The sequence below is a fragment of the Candidatus Binatia bacterium genome (assembly GCA_029243485.1).
Classification (GTDB): Bacteria; Desulfobacterota; Binatia; order UBA12015; family UBA12015; genus VGTG01.
In genome coordinates this window covers 160,809-179,549 of the sequence record JAQWRY010000007.1, presented here as the reverse complement: position 1 = coordinate 179,549, position 18,741 = coordinate 160,809, and the positions used below count along the sequence as shown (strand labels likewise).

17 protein-coding genes are annotated in these 18,741 nt (G+C 65.1%); 13 read left to right on the top strand and 4 right to left on the bottom strand.

Features of this window, described 5'->3' with window-relative positions:
* Window positions 1-51 precede the first annotated feature (51 nt).
* The 9 genes from P8R42_04515 to P8R42_04475 are packed head-to-tail and all read left to right on the top strand — an operon-like array spanning window position 52 to window position 11,446.
* On the top strand, window positions 52-840 hold the full coding sequence (locus P8R42_04515; GenBank protein ID MDG2303913.1) for a formyltransferase family protein: 789 nt from the start codon (window positions 52-54) through the stop codon (window positions 838-840).
* Window positions 841-881: 41 nt separating this feature from the next.
* The gene (locus P8R42_04510; GenBank protein MDG2303912.1) at window positions 882-2,081 is read left to right on the top strand and encodes a radical SAM protein; all 1,200 of its coding nucleotides are present in this window, start codon (window positions 882-884) and stop codon (window positions 2,079-2,081) included.
* A 22-nt stretch (window positions 2,082-2,103) separates the two neighbouring features.
* Window positions 2,104-3,213 (top strand): Gfo/Idh/MocA family oxidoreductase, encoded by a 1,110-nt coding sequence (locus P8R42_04505; GenBank protein MDG2303911.1) that lies wholly within the window; start codon window positions 2,104-2,106, stop codon window positions 3,211-3,213.
* Window positions 3,201-4,205, top strand: coding sequence for an NAD-dependent epimerase/dehydratase family protein (locus P8R42_04500; GenBank protein ID MDG2303910.1), 1,005 nt, complete (start codon window positions 3,201-3,203; stop codon window positions 4,203-4,205). Before P8R42_04505 ends, P8R42_04500 begins: the two co-directional genes overlap by 13 nt.
* A gap of 53 nt (window positions 4,206-4,258) precedes the next feature.
* Window positions 4,259-5,482: a glycosyltransferase gene (locus P8R42_04495; GenBank protein ID MDG2303909.1), complete on the top strand. Its 1,224-nt coding sequence runs from the start codon at window positions 4,259-4,261 to the stop codon at window positions 5,480-5,482.
* 2 nt (window positions 5,483-5,484) lie between these two features.
* The gene (locus P8R42_04490; GenBank protein ID MDG2303908.1) at window positions 5,485-6,690 is read left to right on the top strand and encodes a glycosyltransferase family 4 protein; all 1,206 of its coding nucleotides are present in this window, start codon (window positions 5,485-5,487) and stop codon (window positions 6,688-6,690) included.
* On the top strand, window positions 6,690-7,526 hold the full coding sequence (locus tag P8R42_04485) for a polysaccharide deacetylase family protein (protein ID MDG2303907.1): 837 nt from the start codon (window positions 6,690-6,692) through the stop codon (window positions 7,524-7,526). The genes P8R42_04490 and P8R42_04485 overlap by 1 nt, the downstream gene beginning before the upstream one ends.
* A 15-nt stretch (window positions 7,527-7,541) precedes the next feature.
* Complete coding sequence (asnB, locus tag P8R42_04480) at window positions 7,542-9,452, top strand: asparagine synthase (glutamine-hydrolyzing) (GenBank protein MDG2303906.1); 1,911 nt, start codon at window positions 7,542-7,544, stop codon at window positions 9,450-9,452.
* 53 nt (window positions 9,453-9,505) lie between these two features.
* Complete coding sequence (locus P8R42_04475; protein MDG2303905.1) at window positions 9,506-11,446, top strand: sugar transferase; 1,941 nt, start codon at window positions 9,506-9,508, stop codon at window positions 11,444-11,446.
* A gap of 4 nt (window positions 11,447-11,450) precedes the next feature.
* Here P8R42_04475 and P8R42_04470 read toward each other — a convergent pair whose 3' ends face one another.
* Entirely contained in the window at window positions 11,451-12,716 is a 1,266-nt protein-coding gene (locus P8R42_04470) for a right-handed parallel beta-helix repeat-containing protein (GenBank protein ID MDG2303904.1), read from the bottom strand.
* Between P8R42_04470 and P8R42_04465 the strand changes: the two genes are divergently transcribed.
* The 4 genes from P8R42_04465 to thiE all read left to right on the top strand — a co-directional run bounded on the left by P8R42_04465 (window position 12,687) and on the right by thiE (window position 15,342).
* Window positions 12,687-13,397, top strand: coding sequence for an ElyC/SanA/YdcF family protein (locus P8R42_04465; protein MDG2303903.1), 711 nt, complete (start codon window positions 12,687-12,689; stop codon window positions 13,395-13,397). The genes P8R42_04470 and P8R42_04465 overlap by 30 nt on opposite strands.
* 143 nt (window positions 13,398-13,540) lie before the next feature.
* Complete coding sequence (locus tag P8R42_04460) at window positions 13,541-14,212, top strand: hypothetical protein (GenBank protein ID MDG2303902.1); 672 nt, start codon at window positions 13,541-13,543, stop codon at window positions 14,210-14,212.
* Window positions 14,213-14,299: 87 nt separating this feature from the next.
* The gene (locus P8R42_04455; GenBank protein MDG2303901.1) at window positions 14,300-14,623 is read left to right on the top strand and encodes a hypothetical protein; all 324 of its coding nucleotides are present in this window, start codon (window positions 14,300-14,302) and stop codon (window positions 14,621-14,623) included.
* Window positions 14,624-14,703: 80 nt separating this feature from the next.
* Window positions 14,704-15,342 (top strand): thiamine phosphate synthase, encoded by a 639-nt coding sequence (gene thiE / locus P8R42_04450; GenBank protein ID MDG2303900.1) that lies wholly within the window; start codon window positions 14,704-14,706, stop codon window positions 15,340-15,342.
* Here the strand turns inward: thiE and dnaB are convergent.
* The 3 genes from dnaB to P8R42_04435 all read right to left on the bottom strand — a co-directional run bounded on the left by dnaB (window position 15,330) and on the right by P8R42_04435 (window position 18,723).
* On the bottom strand, window positions 15,330-16,727 hold the full coding sequence (gene dnaB / locus P8R42_04445) for a replicative DNA helicase (GenBank protein MDG2303899.1): 1,398 nt from the start codon (window positions 16,725-16,727) through the stop codon (window positions 15,330-15,332). The two genes, thiE and dnaB, sit on opposite strands and share 13 nt — an antisense overlap.
* 126 nt (window positions 16,728-16,853) lie before the next feature.
* Complete coding sequence (locus P8R42_04440; GenBank protein MDG2303898.1) at window positions 16,854-17,531, bottom strand: HAD-IB family hydrolase; 678 nt, start codon at window positions 17,529-17,531, stop codon at window positions 16,854-16,856.
* A gap of 10 nt (window positions 17,532-17,541) precedes the next feature.
* Window positions 17,542-18,723 carry an acetyl-CoA C-acetyltransferase gene (locus P8R42_04435; GenBank protein MDG2303897.1) on the bottom strand — a complete coding sequence of 394 codons (1,182 nt, stop codon included), beginning with the start codon at window positions 18,721-18,723 and terminating at the stop codon, window positions 17,542-17,544.
* Window positions 18,724-18,741 lie beyond the last annotated feature (18 nt).

Genomic DNA, 18,741 nt, shown 5'->3' with positions numbered 1-18,741 from the left:
TATAACCGGCCACACCCTCAGAATGACCGATCGAGTGTAGGAACGAACGCAATGCCACTCAAAGCCTTCATCATCACCCAGGAAGACTGCCTGTATCTGCCGCAGTTCACCCACACGGTGCTTCGACACCGGCGGGCGAACCTCGCCGGGATGACGATTCTGCCGGCGCTGATGCCCAAGCAGACCTGGACCACGACGATGCGCGATCACCTGGCCGTCTACGGCCTGGTTCAGTTCTTCCGGCAGGGGCTGCGCTACGCATCGCGACGCGCGCTCGCGATCCTAGAGCAGTACGTGCCGCTTCCAGGACACTACTCGGTCCAAGGCGTCGCGAAGGCGTACGATCTCCCTCTGCACCCGACCGAGAGCGTCAACTCGAAGGAGTACCTCGACTTCCTCCGAAGTCTCGACCTCGACGTCATCATCTCGATCAACGCGAGTCAGAAGTTCAAGAGCGAGATCCTCGCCCTGCCCCGTTTGGGCTGCATCAACGTGCACGGGGCTCTCCTTCCCCGGTACCGCGGGCGGCTTCCCAGCTTCTGGGTTCTCGCGAACGGCGAGAAGGAAACGGGCACGACGGTGCATTTCATGAACGAGGAGCTCGACGACGGCCCCATCCTCCTACAGGAGACCGTCGAGATCGGCGACGCGGACACGCAGGACACGGTAATCCGGAAGACCAAGGCTGCCGGAGCGCGGCTCATCATCGAGGCGATCGATCGCCTCGAAGGTGGCAGTGCCAGCACGCAGCCCAACGATCGCAGCCAAGCAACGTACTTCTCATTTCCTACCCGCGCCGACGGCCTCCGTCTGCGCCAGCAGGGACGTCGGTTCCTTTAGGGAACCCATTTCCATTCCCGATCCGCCGGAGCGCACACGCCATGACGAACGACGAAAATTCCGTAGCCGATGACATGAAGGGATGGTTGCGAGACCGCGGTCTCACCAAGAGCAACCTGAAATCCTACAAGTACTGGATTCCGTACACCGTCGCCGGCGGTAAGGCATGGACGCCGCAGTCGGTCACCTTCGAGCTGACCCTACGCTGCAATCTGTCCTGCCAGATGTGCCCACTCGATCTGCCCCGCATGATGCACAACAAGACCGACGGGGAGCACGTGAAGTCCCGCCAGGGCCACGAACTCAGCACCGAAGAAGTGAAGAAGGTCATCGACGACATCGCGAAGATGGGCGTCGAGGACATGACGATCACCGGCGGTGAGGTCTTCCTGCGCAAGGACGCGTTCGAGATCATCGAGCACATCACGAAGACGCCGATTCACCTCTGCGTGAACACGAATGGCTGGTTCCTCCGCCCCGAGGAAGCCCGTCGACTCGTCGCCCTGAAGCCGCATGCACTGTCGATTTCGGTCGACGGCCCGGACGATCTGCACGATGAGATCCGCCGCGGAAAGGGCAGTTTCCGCCGTTTGCTCGAGGGCATCCAGAACATCCAGGACGCCAAGAAGGAGTTGGGCGTCCGGCGGCCGAAGATCGGCATCACCGTGACCGTCTCGGCCCTGAACCAGCATCGCTACAGCGAGGTTCTCGACTGGTTGAAGGACACCGGCGTCGACACGGTCGACTTCGACTACATGTTCTACACCACCCCCGAGCACGACCGGGAGACCGAAGACCTCGTGCCGCTTCCGGTCGCCTCAAAGGAAGAGGACCAGGACCTTCCGATGTACCTCCGTCAGGTCAACGGCCAGACGCTGTTTGAGGAATCGGAGAAGGCGAAAAAGAAGAGCGAGGAGTACGGCATTCCGATCGGATTCGGGCCGCCGCTCACGACGCCCGAGCAGATGGAGCGTCGCTTCCTCGATGACGAATACGCCTTCGTCGAGAAGTGCTTCTACCCATGGAAGACGTTCCGCATCAGCCCGTATGGTGACGTGTACTCATGTTCGATCGACGTCGCCTTCGGCAACGTTCTCGACTCGAGCGTGATCGACATCTGGAACAACGATGCCTACCAGACCTTCCGCCGGACGTTGAAGGAGCGCCGCCTCTTCCCGAAGTGTGCGAAGTGCTGCGCGCTCAACAACGACTTCTGGCGCTACCTGCCGACCTTCGGCTGATCTCAGCGAGCTTTTCATCATCATGAGTGAGCGTTCCCATCGGGTAGCCCTCGTCGGCGCCGGCCGTATCGCCGCCGTCCACCACGGCTACGCCAAAAATGTGCCAAACGCCCAGGTCGTGGCGGTGTGCGATGCCGACCGCGACACCGCCGAGGAGTTCGCACAGCAGCGCAACATCCCAGCGTTCTACGACGACATCGAGGAGATGCTGCGCAAAGAGCAGCCGAACATCGTGCACATCGTGACCCCGCCCGCGACACACGCGAGGCTTGCCGTCGCCGCGATGGAGAACGGGGCCAACGTCCTTGTCGAGAAGCCGATGGCGATGTCCGTCGAGGACTGCGACCAGATGATCGAGACCGCGGAGCGGTACGGTCGGCGGATCTGTGTCGACCACAACCGACTGTTCGACCCCGTCATCTTGAAGGCACGCAACCTTGTGGACAGCGGCGCCCTCGGAGAGATCGTCTCCGTGGAAGCGCTCCAGGGTGTGAACCCCGTCGACGGTGGCCCTGCGCCGACCGGCGACGCTCACTGGAGCGTCGCGGACCCCTTCGCCCCGCTCTACAACCTCGGACCCCACCCGCTGTACCTGGCCGCGCACTTCCTCGGCCCGGTCGACGGCGTGCAGATCGTCGGGCAGCCGATCGGCGCGGACGGCCTGCTGCGGGAGATCCGGGTTCTTCTCGAATCGAACGGAACCTACGGCTACGTGACGTTCTCGATGGGCGCCCAGCCCTACCTGAACCACGTGAACGTGTTCGGAACGAAGGGAACGCTGCGGGCCAACTTGAACACCATGGCGATGACCGTCGAGAAGGTGCGCAAGCTCCCGAAGATGGTCGCGAAGTTCACCTCTAACCTGGAACCGGCTGCGCAACTCGTCGGGTCCACGGTCGAGACTGTCCTCGCCGTGGCGCTGCGCCGAATGAAGACGTACCCGGGCATCGGCCAGAACATTCGACGGTTCTACAAGAGCCTCGATCAGGGCGACCCCGCACCGGTGGATGGCGCCGCCGGCCGCCAGAACGTCTGGCTGCTCCGCGAGATCGAGAACCACTTCTCTACCGTCGCACGCGCCGAGACCGGCACGGGCCACATCACGAATGGCGAGGACTCATGGAACTCCTGACGGGTTGCACGGGATACCTCGGACGCCACTTGTCTGCGCGACTCGCGGCCAAAGGCCGCACGCTGCGCGCGTTGGTACGGGTTGGAACGGACTTGAAGCGAATCCCAGAGGAGATCCAGGAGACGGTCTGGGGCGGACTCGACGACCCCGCCGCGCTCGCCCGGGCCACCCACGCGATCGACACCGTGTTCCACGTTGCGGCGCGTGTCAGTTCCGGTGGCTCTCGGGATGCCTTCGAACGCGACAACGTAACCGCCACCGAGAACCTTCTCGAAGCGGCGGAAGCTGCCGGCGTGAAACGGTTCGTCTACGTGAGCTCGGCCGGCATCTATGGCTCCGACGCCGCGTCCGGCGACATCGACGAGACCACGCCCCTCGATCCCTCGATCGAACAGCGCGGCGCGTACGCCTGGTCCAAAGCCCGGGCAGACGACCGGGTGCGACGCTTCGGCGAGAACTCGAACGTCGAGGTCGTCATCATCCGCCCGGGGCTCTTGTACGGGTCCGAGGCCAAGCCCTTCCTCGGCCGCCTCAGCTTCCCGGTCCCACGCGGCCGTGGGAGACGCATCGTCGTAGGGTCACGCAACAACCTGCTGCCCCTCACCCATGTAGACAACGCCTGCGACGCGATAGTGCTCGCCGGCGAGCGCGGTGCGCGTGGCGGAACCTACAACGTAGTCGACGGCACGACCTCGCAGGGCGACTACCTCGCGCTACTGGCCACCTCCGGCGTCGCACCGATCCGTCCCACGTACGTCCCCTCGGCACTTTTCACCCCGATCGCCATGGGCTGTGAATTGGCGACTCGTCTCACCGGTCGCTCCCTTCCGCTCACGCGGTACAAGCTCAAGCGAGCCACCGAGAGCCTGCGATACGACACGAGCGCGGCGCGCGACCAACTCGGGTGGGAACCAATCCTCGACCTCACCGCCGGCGTCGACAGCATGAAGAGCCCCACGACGCCCGACGATTCGACGGACAACTCCCGCTGACCCCTCCGACGTGGCCTGCGCCGCGTCGGATATTCGATTTCAGGATCGCTTTCATGGACGAAAATCAGGTTTCGCCGAGCCAAGGCGGTGCACAGGTCCTGCAGTGGCGACCGCGCTCCGGCTCCGGTCTCCCGCAGACGGCGGGCCCCTCGGGGCCCCCGCTCCGCGTGCTGTTCATCATCGATGAACTCGACATCGGCGGGACCGAGCAGCAGATTCTCGAGCTGGTCAAACGAATCGACCGAGAGCGCTTCGAGCCCCACGTGTGCTGCTTCCGCTACGGCCGGAAGGCGAAGGAAATCGCGTCCTTCGGCGTCCCGGTCCACCACGAACCCAAGCGCATGAGGGCCGACCCCGGCTTGATTCTGCGGCTCGCCAGTCTGATGAAGCGCGAGCGCTTCGACATCGTCCAGACCTACCTCTGGACCGCCAATACCTGGGGCCGCCTCGCGGCCCGACTGGCCGGCGTGCCCATCATCGTCGCATCCGAGCGCAACGTCGACATCTGGGAAGAGGCCTACAAGCGCGTCATCGGCCGGTGGCTCGCGCGCAGGACCGACTGCGTGGTAGCCAACTCCGAGGCGGTACGAACCTACCTTCTCGACCGAGGCGGACTCGACCCGGACAAGGTGCTCACTATCTACAACGGGGTAAATTTCGAGCGCTTTCGCGCCCCATGCGATCCTCAGGTTCGCCGCCAGGAACTCGGCGTACCGGACGACTGCATCCTCGCCGGAGTCGTGGCTCGCGTGGAGCCCGCCAAGGACCACGGCACGCTCCTGCAGGCCATGTCGCTGATCCGCGACCGTGCGCCGAAGCTGCACCTCGTCGTGGTCGGCGGCGGAAGTGAAGAAGAGCGCCTCCGACGCATGACGCGCGAGCTCCGCATCGCCGACCGCGTCCACTTCACGGGGTTCCGTACCGATGCAGCCGAGTGGCTACAGAGCCTCGACTTCTCCGTCCTCTCCTCGGTGAAGGAAGGACTCTCGAACTCAGTCATCGAGTCCATGGCGGCCGGCCGGTCGATCGCCGCGACCGACGTCGGCGGGAACGCCGAGGTGATCATCCAGGAAGAAACCGGACTGTTGGTCCCGGCCCGCGACGCGCCCGCCCTCGCCAATGCCCTCGCGCGCCTGTGCGGTTCCAAGGAACTTCGCGAGAAGTTCGGACGAGCCGGACAAGAGCGGGTCGAGACCGTCTTCGCGGTGGCCTCCATGGTCGCCCACACCGAGCAACTCTACCGGAGCCTCGCGGAGCGCCTGAAAGCGGCGGCCTGAACATGCTGGCCTTCATCGTCAATCAGTTCCCGCGCCAGGTCGACGCGTACTTCCTTCGCGAACTACGCGGCTTGCTCGAAAGCGGCCTCGATTTCGGGATCTACTCTCTCCTCCCCGCGCCGAAGGGCTGGAAGATTCACGAGGACGCTCGCCCCCTGCTCGAGCGTACGATCTATCCGCCCGCTCCCACAGCGCTCGGCGGACAGACCCTAGCTCAGCTGGCCCGCCACCCCGCACAGACCGCGGGAATCGCGGCCCGCGTCGCCGCCGGCCACCGCTCGATGCCAGCGGCCCTTGCGAAGTCGATGGCAATCCTGCCGCAGAGCCTCGCATTCGCGCGCGAGATGCAGGAACGCGGCGTGCGCCACATCCACGCGAACTGGGCGACCTATCCTGCGACTGCCGCCATGGTCATCTCCGAACTGACAGGACTGCCCTACAGCTTCTCGGGACATGCGACGGACATCTTCGTCCATCACGCGATGCTGCGCGAGAAGATCGAAGCCGCGCAGTTCGTCATTACGTGTACGAAGTTCAACCGCACCTACCTCGCCGAGATCGCGCCGGAGCACGCCGACCGGATCCGCACCGTGTACCACGGCGTGGACCTGCCGGCGTTCGCACCGACCGGCGCGCCGAGGCATCCGCGCCTCGTGCTGAGCGCCGGTACGCTGCGCACCTGCAAGGGCTACGACGATCTGATTCGCGCGATCGGCCTGCTTCGCGATCGCGGCTCGGACGCCGAACTGGAAATCGTCGGCGAAGGCGAAGAGCGAAGCGCTCTCGAGAATCTGATCAGCTCCCTGAATCTCGGGGACCGGGTGCGCCTCCCCGGTTATCGCCCGCAAGAGGAACTGATCCCCGCGTATCAAACCGCAGCGGTCGTGGCCCTGCCCGCGCACCACGAGGATCATTTCGGCATCCCGAACATCTTGATCGAAGGACTGGCCGCGGGCGCGCCGGTGGTCTGCACCGAACTCCCGTCGCTCGCCGAACTCGTGGAGCACGGCGCCAGTGGCCTGTTCGTACCCGAGCGTGACCCCGCCGCCCTGGCGGACGCCCTGGGAGAGCTTCTCGCCGACCCGGAGCGCGCCGATCGGATGGCAAAGGAAGGGCGTCGCCGCGTCGTCGAGCACTTCGACATGGAACAAACCGTCGCCGAGCTCGTTCGCACATTCCGAACGGCCACGCAGAAAGAGGCCGCCTGATGGTCCGGTCCCGGCTCTCCCGCAGCCTCCGAACCGTCGCCGGCGAAGCGGCGGCGGTGGCGCGCCGCGTAAGGCCGAGCCGGTCGGGCACGGCGCGAGTCCTGTACTACCACCGCATCGAAGAAGAAACGCACCGCTCCTGCGTGCGGCCGAGCGCGTTTGCCGAGCAGATGGCGCTCCTGCGACGGGAGGGATACCATCTTCTCCCCCTCAGCGCAGTTCGTGAGCACCTCGACACGAAGCGGCCCTTCCCCGATCGGACAGTCATCGTCACGTTCGACGACGGCTTCGCGGACAACTACCAAAACGCGTTTCCGATCCTGCAACGCGAATCGATCCCGATGACGCTCTTCCTCACGGCGGACTTCATCGGCACCGACGAGCTCCCCGTGCTGCGAGATCGCAGCGGCGTGAAGCCGCTCGACTGGGCTCAAGTAAGCGAGATGGCGCACCACGGAGTCGAACTCGGCGCGCACACGCTCACCCACCCGAACCTCACGGACCTCGACGACGAAGCACTTCGCCGCGAGGTCACCGAATGTCGTGATCGAATCGAGGAACGCACCGCCGTCCGGGTTCGAACCTTCTGTTATCCGCGGGGCGACTTCGACGACCGAGTGAAGGACGTCGTAAGAGAGGCCGGATACGATCTGGCCTGCACCACGATGGAGGGCTGTGTCACCAAAGAAACGCATCCGTTCAGCCTTCGCCGAACGTTCATCGCGAACGACGACTCCCTGCGCGACTTTCGCCACAAGATCGAAGGCAGCTTCGACCTTCTTCACGGCGCGCGCGCGTGGTTGCGTAACGGCCCCGGCCAACAGGCCGCGGTCTAGGAGAGAATCTGCGTCATGTGCGGAATTGCAGGACAGCTCTCCCTCGACCCCACCGCGATTCTGAACCAAGCCGACGTTCAGCCGATGTGCGACGTTATCGTACACCGCGGCCCCGACGATCAGGGCTTCCTCGTCGACGGGCCGCTTGCGATGGGCATGCGGCGCCTCTCCATCATCGATCTCGAGGGCGGCCACCAGCCGCTCTACAACGAGGATCGCACGATCGGCGTCGTTCAGAACGGCGAGATCTACAACTTCCGCGAGCTCCGCGAGGAACTCGAGAGCAAGGGTCACAAGTTCGAGACGAACAGTGACACCGAGGCGATCGTCCACCTTTACGAGGAGTACGGAACCGCCTGCGTCGAGAAACTGCGCGGCATGTTCGCCATCGCCATCTGGGACGCACCCCGACGCCGGCTGATGCTGGCGCGTGACCGCCTGGGCATCAAGCCGCTGTACTACGGCCATTCGCGCGGGCGTCTTCTCTTCGGCTCCGAGTTGAAGAGTCTGCTTGCGGCCGGCCTGGACTGCGCCATCGACCGACAGGCGCTTCACGACTACCTGACGCTCACCCACATCCCCGCACCGGCCAGCATCTTTCGTGATGCGCGCAAGCTCCCGCCGGGCCATCGGATGATCGTCGAGAATGGCAACACGACGATCGAGCGGTACTGGACACTCGACCTGACCCCGAACCCGGCTCTCGCCGACGAGCGCGTCGCTCTCGACGCCGTGCGCGACGCGGTCGACGATGCGGTTCGAAGCCACCTCGTCTCCGACGTGCCTCTCGGCGTCTTTCTCTCCGGCGGCGTCGACTCGGCCACTCTCGTTGCGTGTATGCGCAAGTTCCACACCGGCGAGCTCAAGACGTTTTCGATCGGATTCGAAGAGAAGACGTTTAGCGAACTGGATCGCGCGCGTATCGCTGCAAAGAAGTACGAAACCGACCACCACGAGCTCGTGGTCACGCCCGACGCCGTGGCGCTGGTCCCCGACCTCATGGCGTCGTTCGATGAGCCATACGCCGACTCGTCGGCAATCCCGGTCCTCTGCGTCTCGCGTCTCGCGCGCGAACACGTGACCGTCGCGCTTTCGGGCGAAGGCGGCGACGAGATCTTCGCCGGCTACAAGACGTACTCCGCAACCCTCCTGGCCGGGTGGTATAGACGCCTCGTCCCATCACCGGCACGGAAGCTCCTCGCCAGCATGGTGGGACAGCTTCCCGTATCCCACGGCAAAGTCAGCTTCGACTACATGGCCAAACGCTTCGTCGCGGGAGCAGACCGTGACCCGCTCGAGGCCCACCTCTCCTGGAAGGCCATCCTGGACGAGGACGCCAAGCGCGAACTCTACGCCTCACAGCCCGACGGCATCGAGGAGACACTGCGCTTGTACCAGGAGGCGGCCGGAGACGTCGACGAGCGCGACCTCCTGGCCCAGCTTCTTGCGATCGATACCCGGATCGGGCTCGAGAGCGATATGCTGGTGAAGGCCGACCGGATGACCATGGCGACCTCTCTCGAAGGTCGGGTCCCCCTGCTCGACCACCCGCTCGTCGAACTCGTGGCATCGATCCCCAGCAGCCTCAAAATGAAGCGCCAAACGAAGAAGTACCTTCTGCGCAAAGCGATGGAGGACCGCCTCCCCCACGAGACGCTCCACGCCCCGAAACAAGGCTTCAACGTCCCGATCCCGAGCTGGCTCGTCGGCCCCCTGCGGGAGCGGGTCCGCGACACCCTGGCGCCCGACCGGATCCGAGCGGCCGGCTTCTTTGATGCCGATGCCGTCCAGAACCTCATTCAGGGCCACGAGACCAAGGAACGCGACAATAGCCGCGAGATCTGGACCCTCCTCATGTTCCAGAGCTGGCACGACGCACTGAGCCAATCCACCCCGGCCGACGCTCAGCCGCGACTCGTGGGTTGACGGCATTCTTACCCGTCGTGCATTCTGCCGATAGAAGTTCTGGAGCCACCAACTTGTCGAGACCCGTAACCTTGCGCGCCGTGCCCAATCCCGCAGAGCCCCCGGGAATATCGGAGGAAACCGGGGCGACCAGCCAAGCGCCGGCGCGCGTCGTCCCGCCCGAGGTCCCCGAGTCCTCGATCCGGTACCTCGTGCAGGCCACACTTTCCCTCACTGCTCTCCTGCTGCTTTCACCGATCCTACTGACCGTCGGACTCGCCGTGAAGATCAGCAGCCCAGGCCCCCTGTTCTACGCCGGCGTGCGCGTCGGCAGGAACCAGAAGCTCTATACGATGTACAAGTTCCGGACCCTTCGTGAGGGTTCGGAACGACAGATCGGCGGTCGACTGCTCAGCGCGCAGGACGACTTCTACACTCCGATCGGCAAGTTCCTGAAGCGCTCGAAGCTCGACGAAGTTCCGCAGCTCATCAATGTCCTCCGCGGCGAGATGAACTTCGCAGGGCCGCGTCCTCTGCGACCAGTCTTTCTCGAGCGTTATCTCGACGAGATCGCACACTACGCCGATCGGTTCCGCGTCGCGCCCGGCATGACCGGACTCGCGCAGGTCCGCGGTGGCTACTTCACCTCTCCGCAGAACAAGCTGCGGTACGACCGACTCTACATTTCGCATCGAACCCTGTTTCTCGATGCGCAGCTCGTCGGCCTCACCGCTCTCAAAGTACTAAACCGCTGGATCACCCTCGGGGCGTTCCTTCTGGTGCTTCTCCTCTTCGTTTCGTTCATCCCCGCCGGGATGATCTCGGATCTGTACATCGAGTTGGGCGGTGCCAAGGTCAACCCGCTACACGGGGTGATCGCGTTCGGCGCGCTCTGGATGATCTTGCGGCACGCGCCGCGAGACCGGATCAGCCTCTACCGAACGCCGCTCAACTTGCCGATCGCAGCGTTCCTTCTGCTGTCGCTCGCGTCGGCCTTCCTGTCGGACTCGCCGGTACAGGCCATTCGCGGCGCGACATACTACCTCATCACCGGCTTCATCGTGATGCTCGCAGTGATCAACGGCACATTCACGCGCCAATTCGTTCGCAGTGCAATCAACGCGGTCGCGCTGATCTCCGTAGCGATCTCGGGCATGGGACTCCTGGAACTTCTCGTCTCCGACTACCTCGCTCCGGATTCGCCGATCCGAAACCAATTCGGCATGGTACCGGGCGCGATCTCATCCACACTTGGCAGTCCAATCGCCCTTGCAACGTACCTGCTCCTGGGCGTGCCCTGCGTGCTCTGCAGCTTGTCACGCGCCCACACAAGGGAGATGCGAGACTTCTGGGTCGCCTCCACTACGATTTGCCTCGTCGGGATCCTACTCACCCGTCACCCGGCTGGGCTCATTACCCTCGCCCTGATCGCCAGCGCCTACCTCTGGCGTCACCTCAGCATTCGCTGGGCCTTCGCGGCGCTCATCCTCCTCGCGCCCTTTGCGTACCTCTCGGTGTACACCGCTCTCCCTGCGGGGAATCTCAACTGGCAGTCCGTGCTCTGCGGTGAGGCCACCGAGGCCTGCACCGCGCTGACGAAGCTTCCCGCCCGCGAGCTGTTGCTCGGGCTCGGGCCCCGCACGCTCGGCGAGTTGGTTCCTCCGGGCTCCCCGGCGAGCGATGCCGCCCTCCTGCAGGCGAACGGCAACCTGAGGCTCCTACTCGAGAACGGGCTCCTCGGCTGGGGCGCGATGCTCTGGATCCTCGGCGCCGCCCTGGTGTCGCTCTACCGCAGCCAGCAAACGATGGCCGACCCTGGACTGCGCGCCGCGCTCTGGGCCGTGCTCTTCTCCGTGGTGGGTTTCCTGGTCGCGATGCAGAGCTTTGACCCGTTCGACAACATCGCGATCCAGCTGCTGTTCTGGGGCCTCCTCGGCATCGGTATCGGGACCGAGGTCCGCCTCGGCGAGCGCCCGAGCGACTACCGCATCGCCCTCAAGCTCGGCCAGGAATAGTCTCTCAGCCGCCGACGCGGACGTCACCGGCGAGATCGCGTGCGGTGATTTGCCGCGACCAAGCGGCCACGCGAAGAGTCACCTCCGAAGACCCCGCGCGGCGCGGTCCCGGACAACGGATCGTCTCGAGCGAGAGTGTGCCCTTCCAGGCCCCATCCGCTCCCGAGGTCCCGGCGACCTGGCCTCCGGAGGTCACCACCTCCACGCCGGCAACCGCCGCACCCGCGGCATCGACGAAGCGAACGTCCACTCGCTGCTCCACCCGAGCCACCCCCGCGCCTTTGCACTCGACGCGCCGCAGAAGAGTATTGACCGCGGTCAGATCGCTGTCGGCATTCAGCTCGAGCGATGTGCCGCAATCCAACCCGGCGCCTTCAAGCCGAACGGAACGCGCTTCGATCAGCCGCACACATGGCTTGGAGCTGCTGATCTTGCCACCGGACACGGTGATGTCCCGAGGCACGGTCTTACCGCGGGGGCCCTTGTTGTAGGGCTGAATCGTGAGGCCCTGGCCCGACACCGTGTTGCCGATCAGCTTCACCCCGGAAGACTCGCCGCGAACCTGGATCCCGCGACCGTCGATCGTGTTGCCCTCGACCCGCACGTTCCGGGCGTGTTTGATGAAAACCGACGAAGCGCCCCCCCCGCGGAGGGTCGAGCTCTCAAGGCTATTCCCGTCGTTCTCGAGGAAATAGACGTTCTCCCGGTAGTTCTCCTCGAAGCGCGAGGAGCTCACACGGTTGTTTCGCGCGTCGTTCCCGATATGAATGCCCTCGTCGGCATTGTGATGGACATACACGTTCTCAATGACGTTGTTCGATGCGCCACGCGCCACGTCGATGCCGTACCCCTTGTGTGCGACCGGGTCGCCGTTGTGATGCGACTCGACGTTCTCGACGCGCGCGCCATCGACGCCGGCGAGCCGAATCCCGCGTTCGAAACCGGTCACCTCGAGGTTTCGGACGACGGCGCCCGACGACTTCTCGTCCAGGACAACACCGCTGCTCGACCGCGCACGGCTTCCACGCAGCGTGTGCCCGCCCCCCTCCAGCGTGACGCCCCCGCGAACCGTCAGGCCGTGTTTCTTGCAAGGCCCGAGGCTGCCGACGAGCTCGTAGTTCTGCGCAACATGGTCGCCACACCGACACACCTTCCGCCCACCGCACTCACGTGCGTCCGCCGTGCCTACGGGCCCGACGACCGCGAAGGTCAGTAGAACCAGCGAGAGGATGCGCGTTCGATGAATCCAGGACCACCCGAAAGAGAGCATCCTTCGATCATCGGCGGAGACTCCGAGGTTCGCAAGCGGGGCCCGCAGCGGATCCTATGGCTCATCGCTTGTGTGCTGGCCGTGGGCCTTGTGTGCCTTGTACCGCAGTTCCTTGCGATCTCCGGCGAGATTCCATCCTCCGCCCAGGCAATCTACGTCTTCCCGGGCCAGGTCCCCGAACGCGCGGAATGCGGGGCCGCACTCTACCGGCAAGGCGTCGCCCCGAAGGTGGTCTTCTCCGGCGGTCGCGTCGACACGGAACTCGCGGCCATCGGGCACCCTATCGACGATGCGACGCTCAACGCCCGCATCGCTCACGACCATGGAGTGCCAGACGAGGCCGAAGTTCTCCTTCACGCGGGCTCGAGCACTTGGGAGGATGCCTTGGCCCTCGGCGCCTGGATGCGCTCCGCAGACGTGCGCGAGGTAATCGCCGTCACCTCACCGACCCACTCGCGCCGCGCCCAGTTGACGCTCTGGCTTTCGCTGGGCGACCTGGGGGATGGCATTCGCGTCTACCGGTGCGGGACGATCTACGGGCCCCTGTGGTGGACGCGAGAGCGCTCGATCGTGCGGGTCACGCTCGAGGCATTGAAGTTCGGATTCTATGCCATCCGCTACTTCGTGCCGGCCCTCCTCGGCTTCGATCCCGTTCCACCCCGGCCCCAGAGGCACGCATAACATCGCCGATATGACCCGACTTGCGGGGTCCCAAGTCACTGCAGTAGGACCGCACCGTGCAACGTTCCAAGCCGGAATGCACGTTCAGAGGCCGAAAGAGGCTCGCTTTTCCGACGTCTGTTTAGGCCTTCGTGGCCTTTTCCATGCTCTGTCGACCAGCACCCGACAGCCACTGCGCTGCCATGGGCGAGTCCGCCACGGATCATCGTCAAAAGCGAGAGAAGAATCGAAACCCGAGGGCACCAGCGCATCTCGCACTCGTGGTCCTGTTCGTAGCCGCCGCCCTGTCGCCGAGCCTGGCCTGGAGCCGCCGCCTGCCGATGCGCGCTCGTCGCGCCGCCGCAACGCTGCCGACGACCAATTGGCTGGACTTCACCATCATCGCGGAGAACCGGCTGGACATCGGTGCGAACCTGAACCTCTCGGGGAACTTCGCGACGTGGGCGGCCGGGGGCACTCTGGAGCTCGGGCGGAACACCTACCAGCTCGATGACGCTCCGCCTCCGTTCGTCGCCGCGGACACGCTCAACCTCGCAGCCGTCGCGTCTGAGGCCAACGCGTACACGAACATAGTCACAGGGAACCCCACCGGCAAAGTGCGCGGCACCACCGAACCCACGAGCTTCCCGCTCGGCCTCAGCCTTCCGACCTTCCCCACGGCACACGTCTGCAACAACTGTACGCTCAGCGGAGCCAACTTCGTCGTCTCTCCCGGCGGCTCGTTGACCCTCCCCCCCGGTTGTTACGGAGAGCGCCTCGCCCGACAGAACTCGACCGTGTTCCTCGAGACCGGCACGTACAACTTCACCAAATGAGACATCCAAAAGTTCGCGAGCGTCACCGCCAACGGCCCGGTTCAGATCCACATTCGGGAGAACGTCCACACCCAAGAGAGCAACATCTTGGCCGCGACTAGCGGCGAGATCCTCGACTTCCAAATGTGGATTGGTGCCCGCAAGTCTTGCCTGCCGACGGCGACGCCTCAGCCCACGCCAACACCTCAGGTCACGCCGACACCGAACTTCCCAACCCCCACCCCGACCCAGCCGTTCATCCCGCCGACCTCCGTCCCGACCCAGCCGTTCACCCCGCCGACGCCTACCGAGGCTCCCACGCAGAAACACCCCTGGGCCAAGAAGTCCGGGCTGATCGACACGCTCTTGCCGGAACGTGCCGGCGATCGCATCGCGCCCAGCATGAAGAGAGCGCTCGGCGTCCGCCGATAGTCGGTTCCCCGGGGCGGGGGCGGCCCACTTCGCGTGGCCCCCGCTTGCCGTTTGGGGACTCGAAAGGCACCTTTGCGTTCGTGGCGCGCTTCCTACCGGCTCCTCTGTACGCGATCGTCGACGTCATGAGCGGAGAAGCCGCCGAACCGCTGGCTCTCGGCGAGAAGCTCGCTGCTGCAGGCGTACCCTGGCTGCAGCTCCGCGTGAAATCCACGCCGAGTCGTGAGCACGTCGCGATCGCGGAGCGGCTCATCGGACTGGCGAGGCCCCACGGCACGCGCGTGATCGTGAATGACCGCCTCGATGTCGCGCTCGCAAGCGGTGCCGCCGGCGTGCACCTCGGCCAGGACGACCTCCCGCTCACCGCCGCTCGGTTTGTCGCAAACCACCCCGAGTTCGTGATCGGTATCTCCACGCACGACGTGGGTCAGGCCCGTGCGGCGGAGGCCGGCGGCGCCGACTACATCGGATTCGGACCGATGTTCCCGACGTCGAGCAAGGCGAACGCGCTCCCCCCCCGAGCAAACGGCGCACTCGGCGCCGTGCGGGCTGCGGTCGGCCTGCCCATCGTCGCGATAGGCGGTATCACCGAGGCCACGGCGTCCGGCGTCCTGTCCGCGGGCGCGAACGCCGTCGCCATGATCGGCGCCCTCGCGAGCGCACCCGACCCGGTCGGGCTCGCGACGTCCCTGCTGCAGCTGAACGGCTACAGATCGTAGTCGTCGTAGTCCGCGTCCCCGCCGGGGTCGTCGTCTCGCGAGCTCAGATTCTCAAAGCTCGTGAACTCTTTGCGGAACGCGAGACGCGCCGTGCCGGTCGCACCGTTCCTCTGCTTCGCGATGATCACTTCGGCGACGCCCTGATCGGGCGAGGCCTTGTTGTAGAAGTCATCCCGATAGACGAAGGCGATCACGTCGGCGTCCTGCTCGATCGCACCGGACTCACGGAGATCGGACATCATGGGCCGCTTGTCCGCGCGACTCTCCACCGCCCGGTTGAGCTGCGAGAGCGCGAGGACGGGCACCTCGAGCTCCTTCGCCAGCGCCTTGAGCGAGCGAGAGATCATCGAGATCTCCTGCTCGCGGTTGTCGACCTGCCGGTGCGCCTGCATCAGCTGCAGGTAATCCACGACGATCAGACCGATGCCGCCGTTCTCGCGCTTGAGACGACGCGCCTTCGCCCGGAGCTCCAGGGCCGACAGACCCGGTGTATCGTCGATGAAGAATGGAAGGTCCGCCAGCTGGCCGGCGGCCATCGCGAGGCGCGGAAAGTCCTCGTCGGTGAGCGTCCCCGTCCGGATCTTGTTGCTGTCGATCCGCGCCGTGCCGCAGAGCATGCGCATGACGAGCGATTCCTTCGACATCTCGAGCGAGAACAGCCCGACGGCCTTGCCGGTGTTCGCTGCGGCATACTGCGCGATGTTCGTCGCGAGGGCACTCTTCCCCATGGACGGACGTCCCGCGAGAATGATCAGGTCGGCCGGCTGAAACCCGGCCGTCAGTTTGTCGAGCTCGATGAGACCGGTCGGAATCCCCGTGAGTGCCTCGGGGTTCTTGTACATCTCCTCGATCTGCCCGACCGTGGTGACAATGATCTCTTCGAGGCGCGCAAACGGCCGCATTCGGCGATTCGCTATGTCCAGGACGCCCTGCTCAGCCTGATCCAGCAACTCGCCCACGTCCGCCGCACCCAAGCTCGCGCGCTGCGCGATGTCGCTGCCGGCTTCGACGAGGCGACGCAAGATGGATTTATCGCGGACGATCTTCGCGTAGAAGCCGACGTTCGACGCGGTGGCCGTGCGGTCCACCAATTCCGCGACGCTCGATGCGCCCCCGACAGCCTCGAGATCACCGCGACGTTTGAGCGCCTCGGTGATCGTGATGACGTCGGCGGGCTCTCCGCGCTCATCGAGGTCGATCAACGCCAGGAAGATCCGGCGGTGCGCCTCGCGATAGAAATCCTCGGCGTTGAGGGATTCGATCGCCTGGTCCAAAGCGCGGTTGTCGACAAGGATCCCGCCGAGCACGGCCTCTTCGGCCTCGATACTCTGCGGGGGAACCCGCCCGCCCGTCGCCGGGGCCGCCGCCAGCCCGTTCGTCGTCACACTCTGCCTCCCGCGACCGCCCAGCGATCGGATTCCTGTAGATGAAGCGCAACCGACGAAACGACGGTCGCGAACGCAATTAGACCCAACCGACACGCGGGTGCAAGTGCGCCGGTCGCTTTCTCCTCACAATGTCTGCGGCGCACCGTCGGTCGGCACCACCGACCAGCCGCGACGCCGCGCTTCGCGTCTCAGCAGGCGGTCCGGCTGCACGATCCGCGGGTGGCCGACCAACTCGAGCACCGGCACATCCGTCACGGAGTCGGTGTAGAAGTAGCTCTGCGCAAGGTCGACGTCTTCCTCTTCTGCGAACTTCTTCGCCCAGAAGACCTTTCCGCGGCCATAACAGATCGGACCATCGGCTCGACCGGTAAACCGGCCGTCCTCGACTTCCAGGCGCGTCACCAGAGAGTGGTCGACACCCAGGTCGCGGGCGATGGGGTCGGCGAGATAGCTCGTCGTGGTGCTCAACAGCGCAACCGTATCGCCACGCCGTTGGTGTTGCGCGAGCAGATCGCACACGACCGGCACGAGATGCTCACGCATGACGTCTTCGTACCAACGGAGCGAGAACGCGGCGACCTCGGCCTCTTCCTGACCGACGATCAGTTCACTCGCTCGTTCGAGCGCACCCTCCATGTCCAGCAGATTCAACCGGTACTGGAGCAGATAGTACGCCGTACGAAGCAGATCGCGACGACGGGCCCGTCCGTGCTTGCGCATGTACCGGGCGTAGTGCGGAGCGGAGTGGACCGCCAGCAACGTTCCGTCGATGTCGAAGAACGCTGCCGTGCGGCCCACCACCGAATGCTCTCTACCGCTCGACGATCATCGCGATGCCCTGACCGCCGCCGATGCAGAGCGAGGCGACACCGAGGTTCTTGTCGCGGTCCTGCATGGCGTGCAGCAGGGTGACCAGCACTCGCGCGCCGCTGGCGCCGATCGGGTGGCCCAGAGCGATCGCGCCACCGTTGACGTTCACACGGTCACGGTCGATCTGGAGCTCGCGAAGCACGCCGAGCGACTGCGCCGCGAACGCCTCATTGAGTTCCCACAGGTCGATCTGGTCCTTGGTGAGACCCGCCTGAGCAAGGGCCTTCTCACACGCCGGCCACGGGCCCATGCCCATGATCGACGGATCGACGCCGGCGGACGCCCAGGTGCGGATCTTCGCGAGAGGCTTCAGGCCACGCGACTTTGCGGCGTCCTCGCTCATGACCACGAGAGCGGCGCCACCGTCGTTGATTCCCGATGCGTTGCCCGCCGTCACGGTGCCATCCTTCTTGAAGGCCGCGCGGAGGCCGCCGAGCTTCTCGGCGCTGGTGCCCGGACGCGGGAACTCGTCGACGGCGAACTCAACGGTCTCGCCACGCTTCTTGCCGGGGACCTGGACCGGGACGATCTCGGCCTTGAATTTGCCGCCTTCCATCGCAGCGCCAGCTTTGTTCTGGCTGCCCGCCGAGAACTCGTCCTGCTCTTCGCGGGAGATTTCGTACTTAGCGGCGATGTTCTCCGCGGTGACCCCCATGTGAACGTCGGTCATCGGGCACGTGAGCCCGTCCTTGATCATCGAATCGAAGACCTGCGAGTGACCGAGACGGTACCCGTAGCGGGCCTTCTCGAGCAGGTACGGCGAACTCGACATGTTCTCCATGCCGCCGGCGAGGCCGATGTCATAGTCCCCGTTGCGGATGCCCGAGGCGACGTTCGCAACGGCCTTCAGGCCCGATCCGCAAGCCATGTTCACACCGTAGCCCGGAACCTCTTTGGGGATCCCGGCATCGAGGTAGGCGACGCGCGCTGCATTGAGGCCGAGGCCCGCGGCAAGAACGTGACCCAGCACGACCTCTCCGAGCTCTTTGCCCTCGACGCCGGCGCGGCGCAGGGCCTCGCTCGTGGCGATCGAGCCCAGCTTCGTTGCGGGAAGGGTCGAAAGCGAGCCGCCCATGGCTCCGATGGGGGTTCGTGTTGCCGATACGATCACTGCGTCTGCCATGTTGTCCTCCAAGATCGG

Coding starts and splice junctions, on each gene's coding strand:
- asnB (MDG2303906.1), top strand. CDS start 7,542: ATGTGCGGAATTGCAGGACAGCTCTCCCTCGACCCCACCGCGATTCTG.
- P8R42_04515 (MDG2303913.1), top strand. CDS start 52: ATGCCACTCAAAGCCTTCATCATCACCCAGGAAGACTGCCTGTATCTG.
- P8R42_04465 (MDG2303903.1), top strand. CDS start 12,687: ATGAATCCAGGACCACCCGAAAGAGAGCATCCTTCGATCATCGGCGGA.
- P8R42_04435 (MDG2303897.1), bottom strand. CDS start 18,723: ATGGCAGACGCAGTGATCGTATCGGCAACACGAACCCCCATCGGAGCC.
- P8R42_04500 (MDG2303910.1), top strand. CDS start 3,201: ATGGAACTCCTGACGGGTTGCACGGGATACCTCGGACGCCACTTGTCT.
- P8R42_04510 (MDG2303912.1), top strand. CDS start 882: ATGACGAACGACGAAAATTCCGTAGCCGATGACATGAAGGGATGGTTG.
- P8R42_04485 (MDG2303907.1), top strand. CDS start 6,690: ATGGTCCGGTCCCGGCTCTCCCGCAGCCTCCGAACCGTCGCCGGCGAA.
- P8R42_04490 (MDG2303908.1), top strand. CDS start 5,485: ATGCTGGCCTTCATCGTCAATCAGTTCCCGCGCCAGGTCGACGCGTAC.
- P8R42_04505 (MDG2303911.1), top strand. CDS start 2,104: ATGAGTGAGCGTTCCCATCGGGTAGCCCTCGTCGGCGCCGGCCGTATC.
- P8R42_04495 (MDG2303909.1), top strand. CDS start 4,259: ATGGACGAAAATCAGGTTTCGCCGAGCCAAGGCGGTGCACAGGTCCTG.
- P8R42_04460 (MDG2303902.1), top strand. CDS start 13,541: ATGCTCTGTCGACCAGCACCCGACAGCCACTGCGCTGCCATGGGCGAG.
- P8R42_04470 (MDG2303904.1), bottom strand. CDS start 12,716: ATGCTCTCTTTCGGGTGGTCCTGGATTCATCGAACGCGCATCCTCTCG.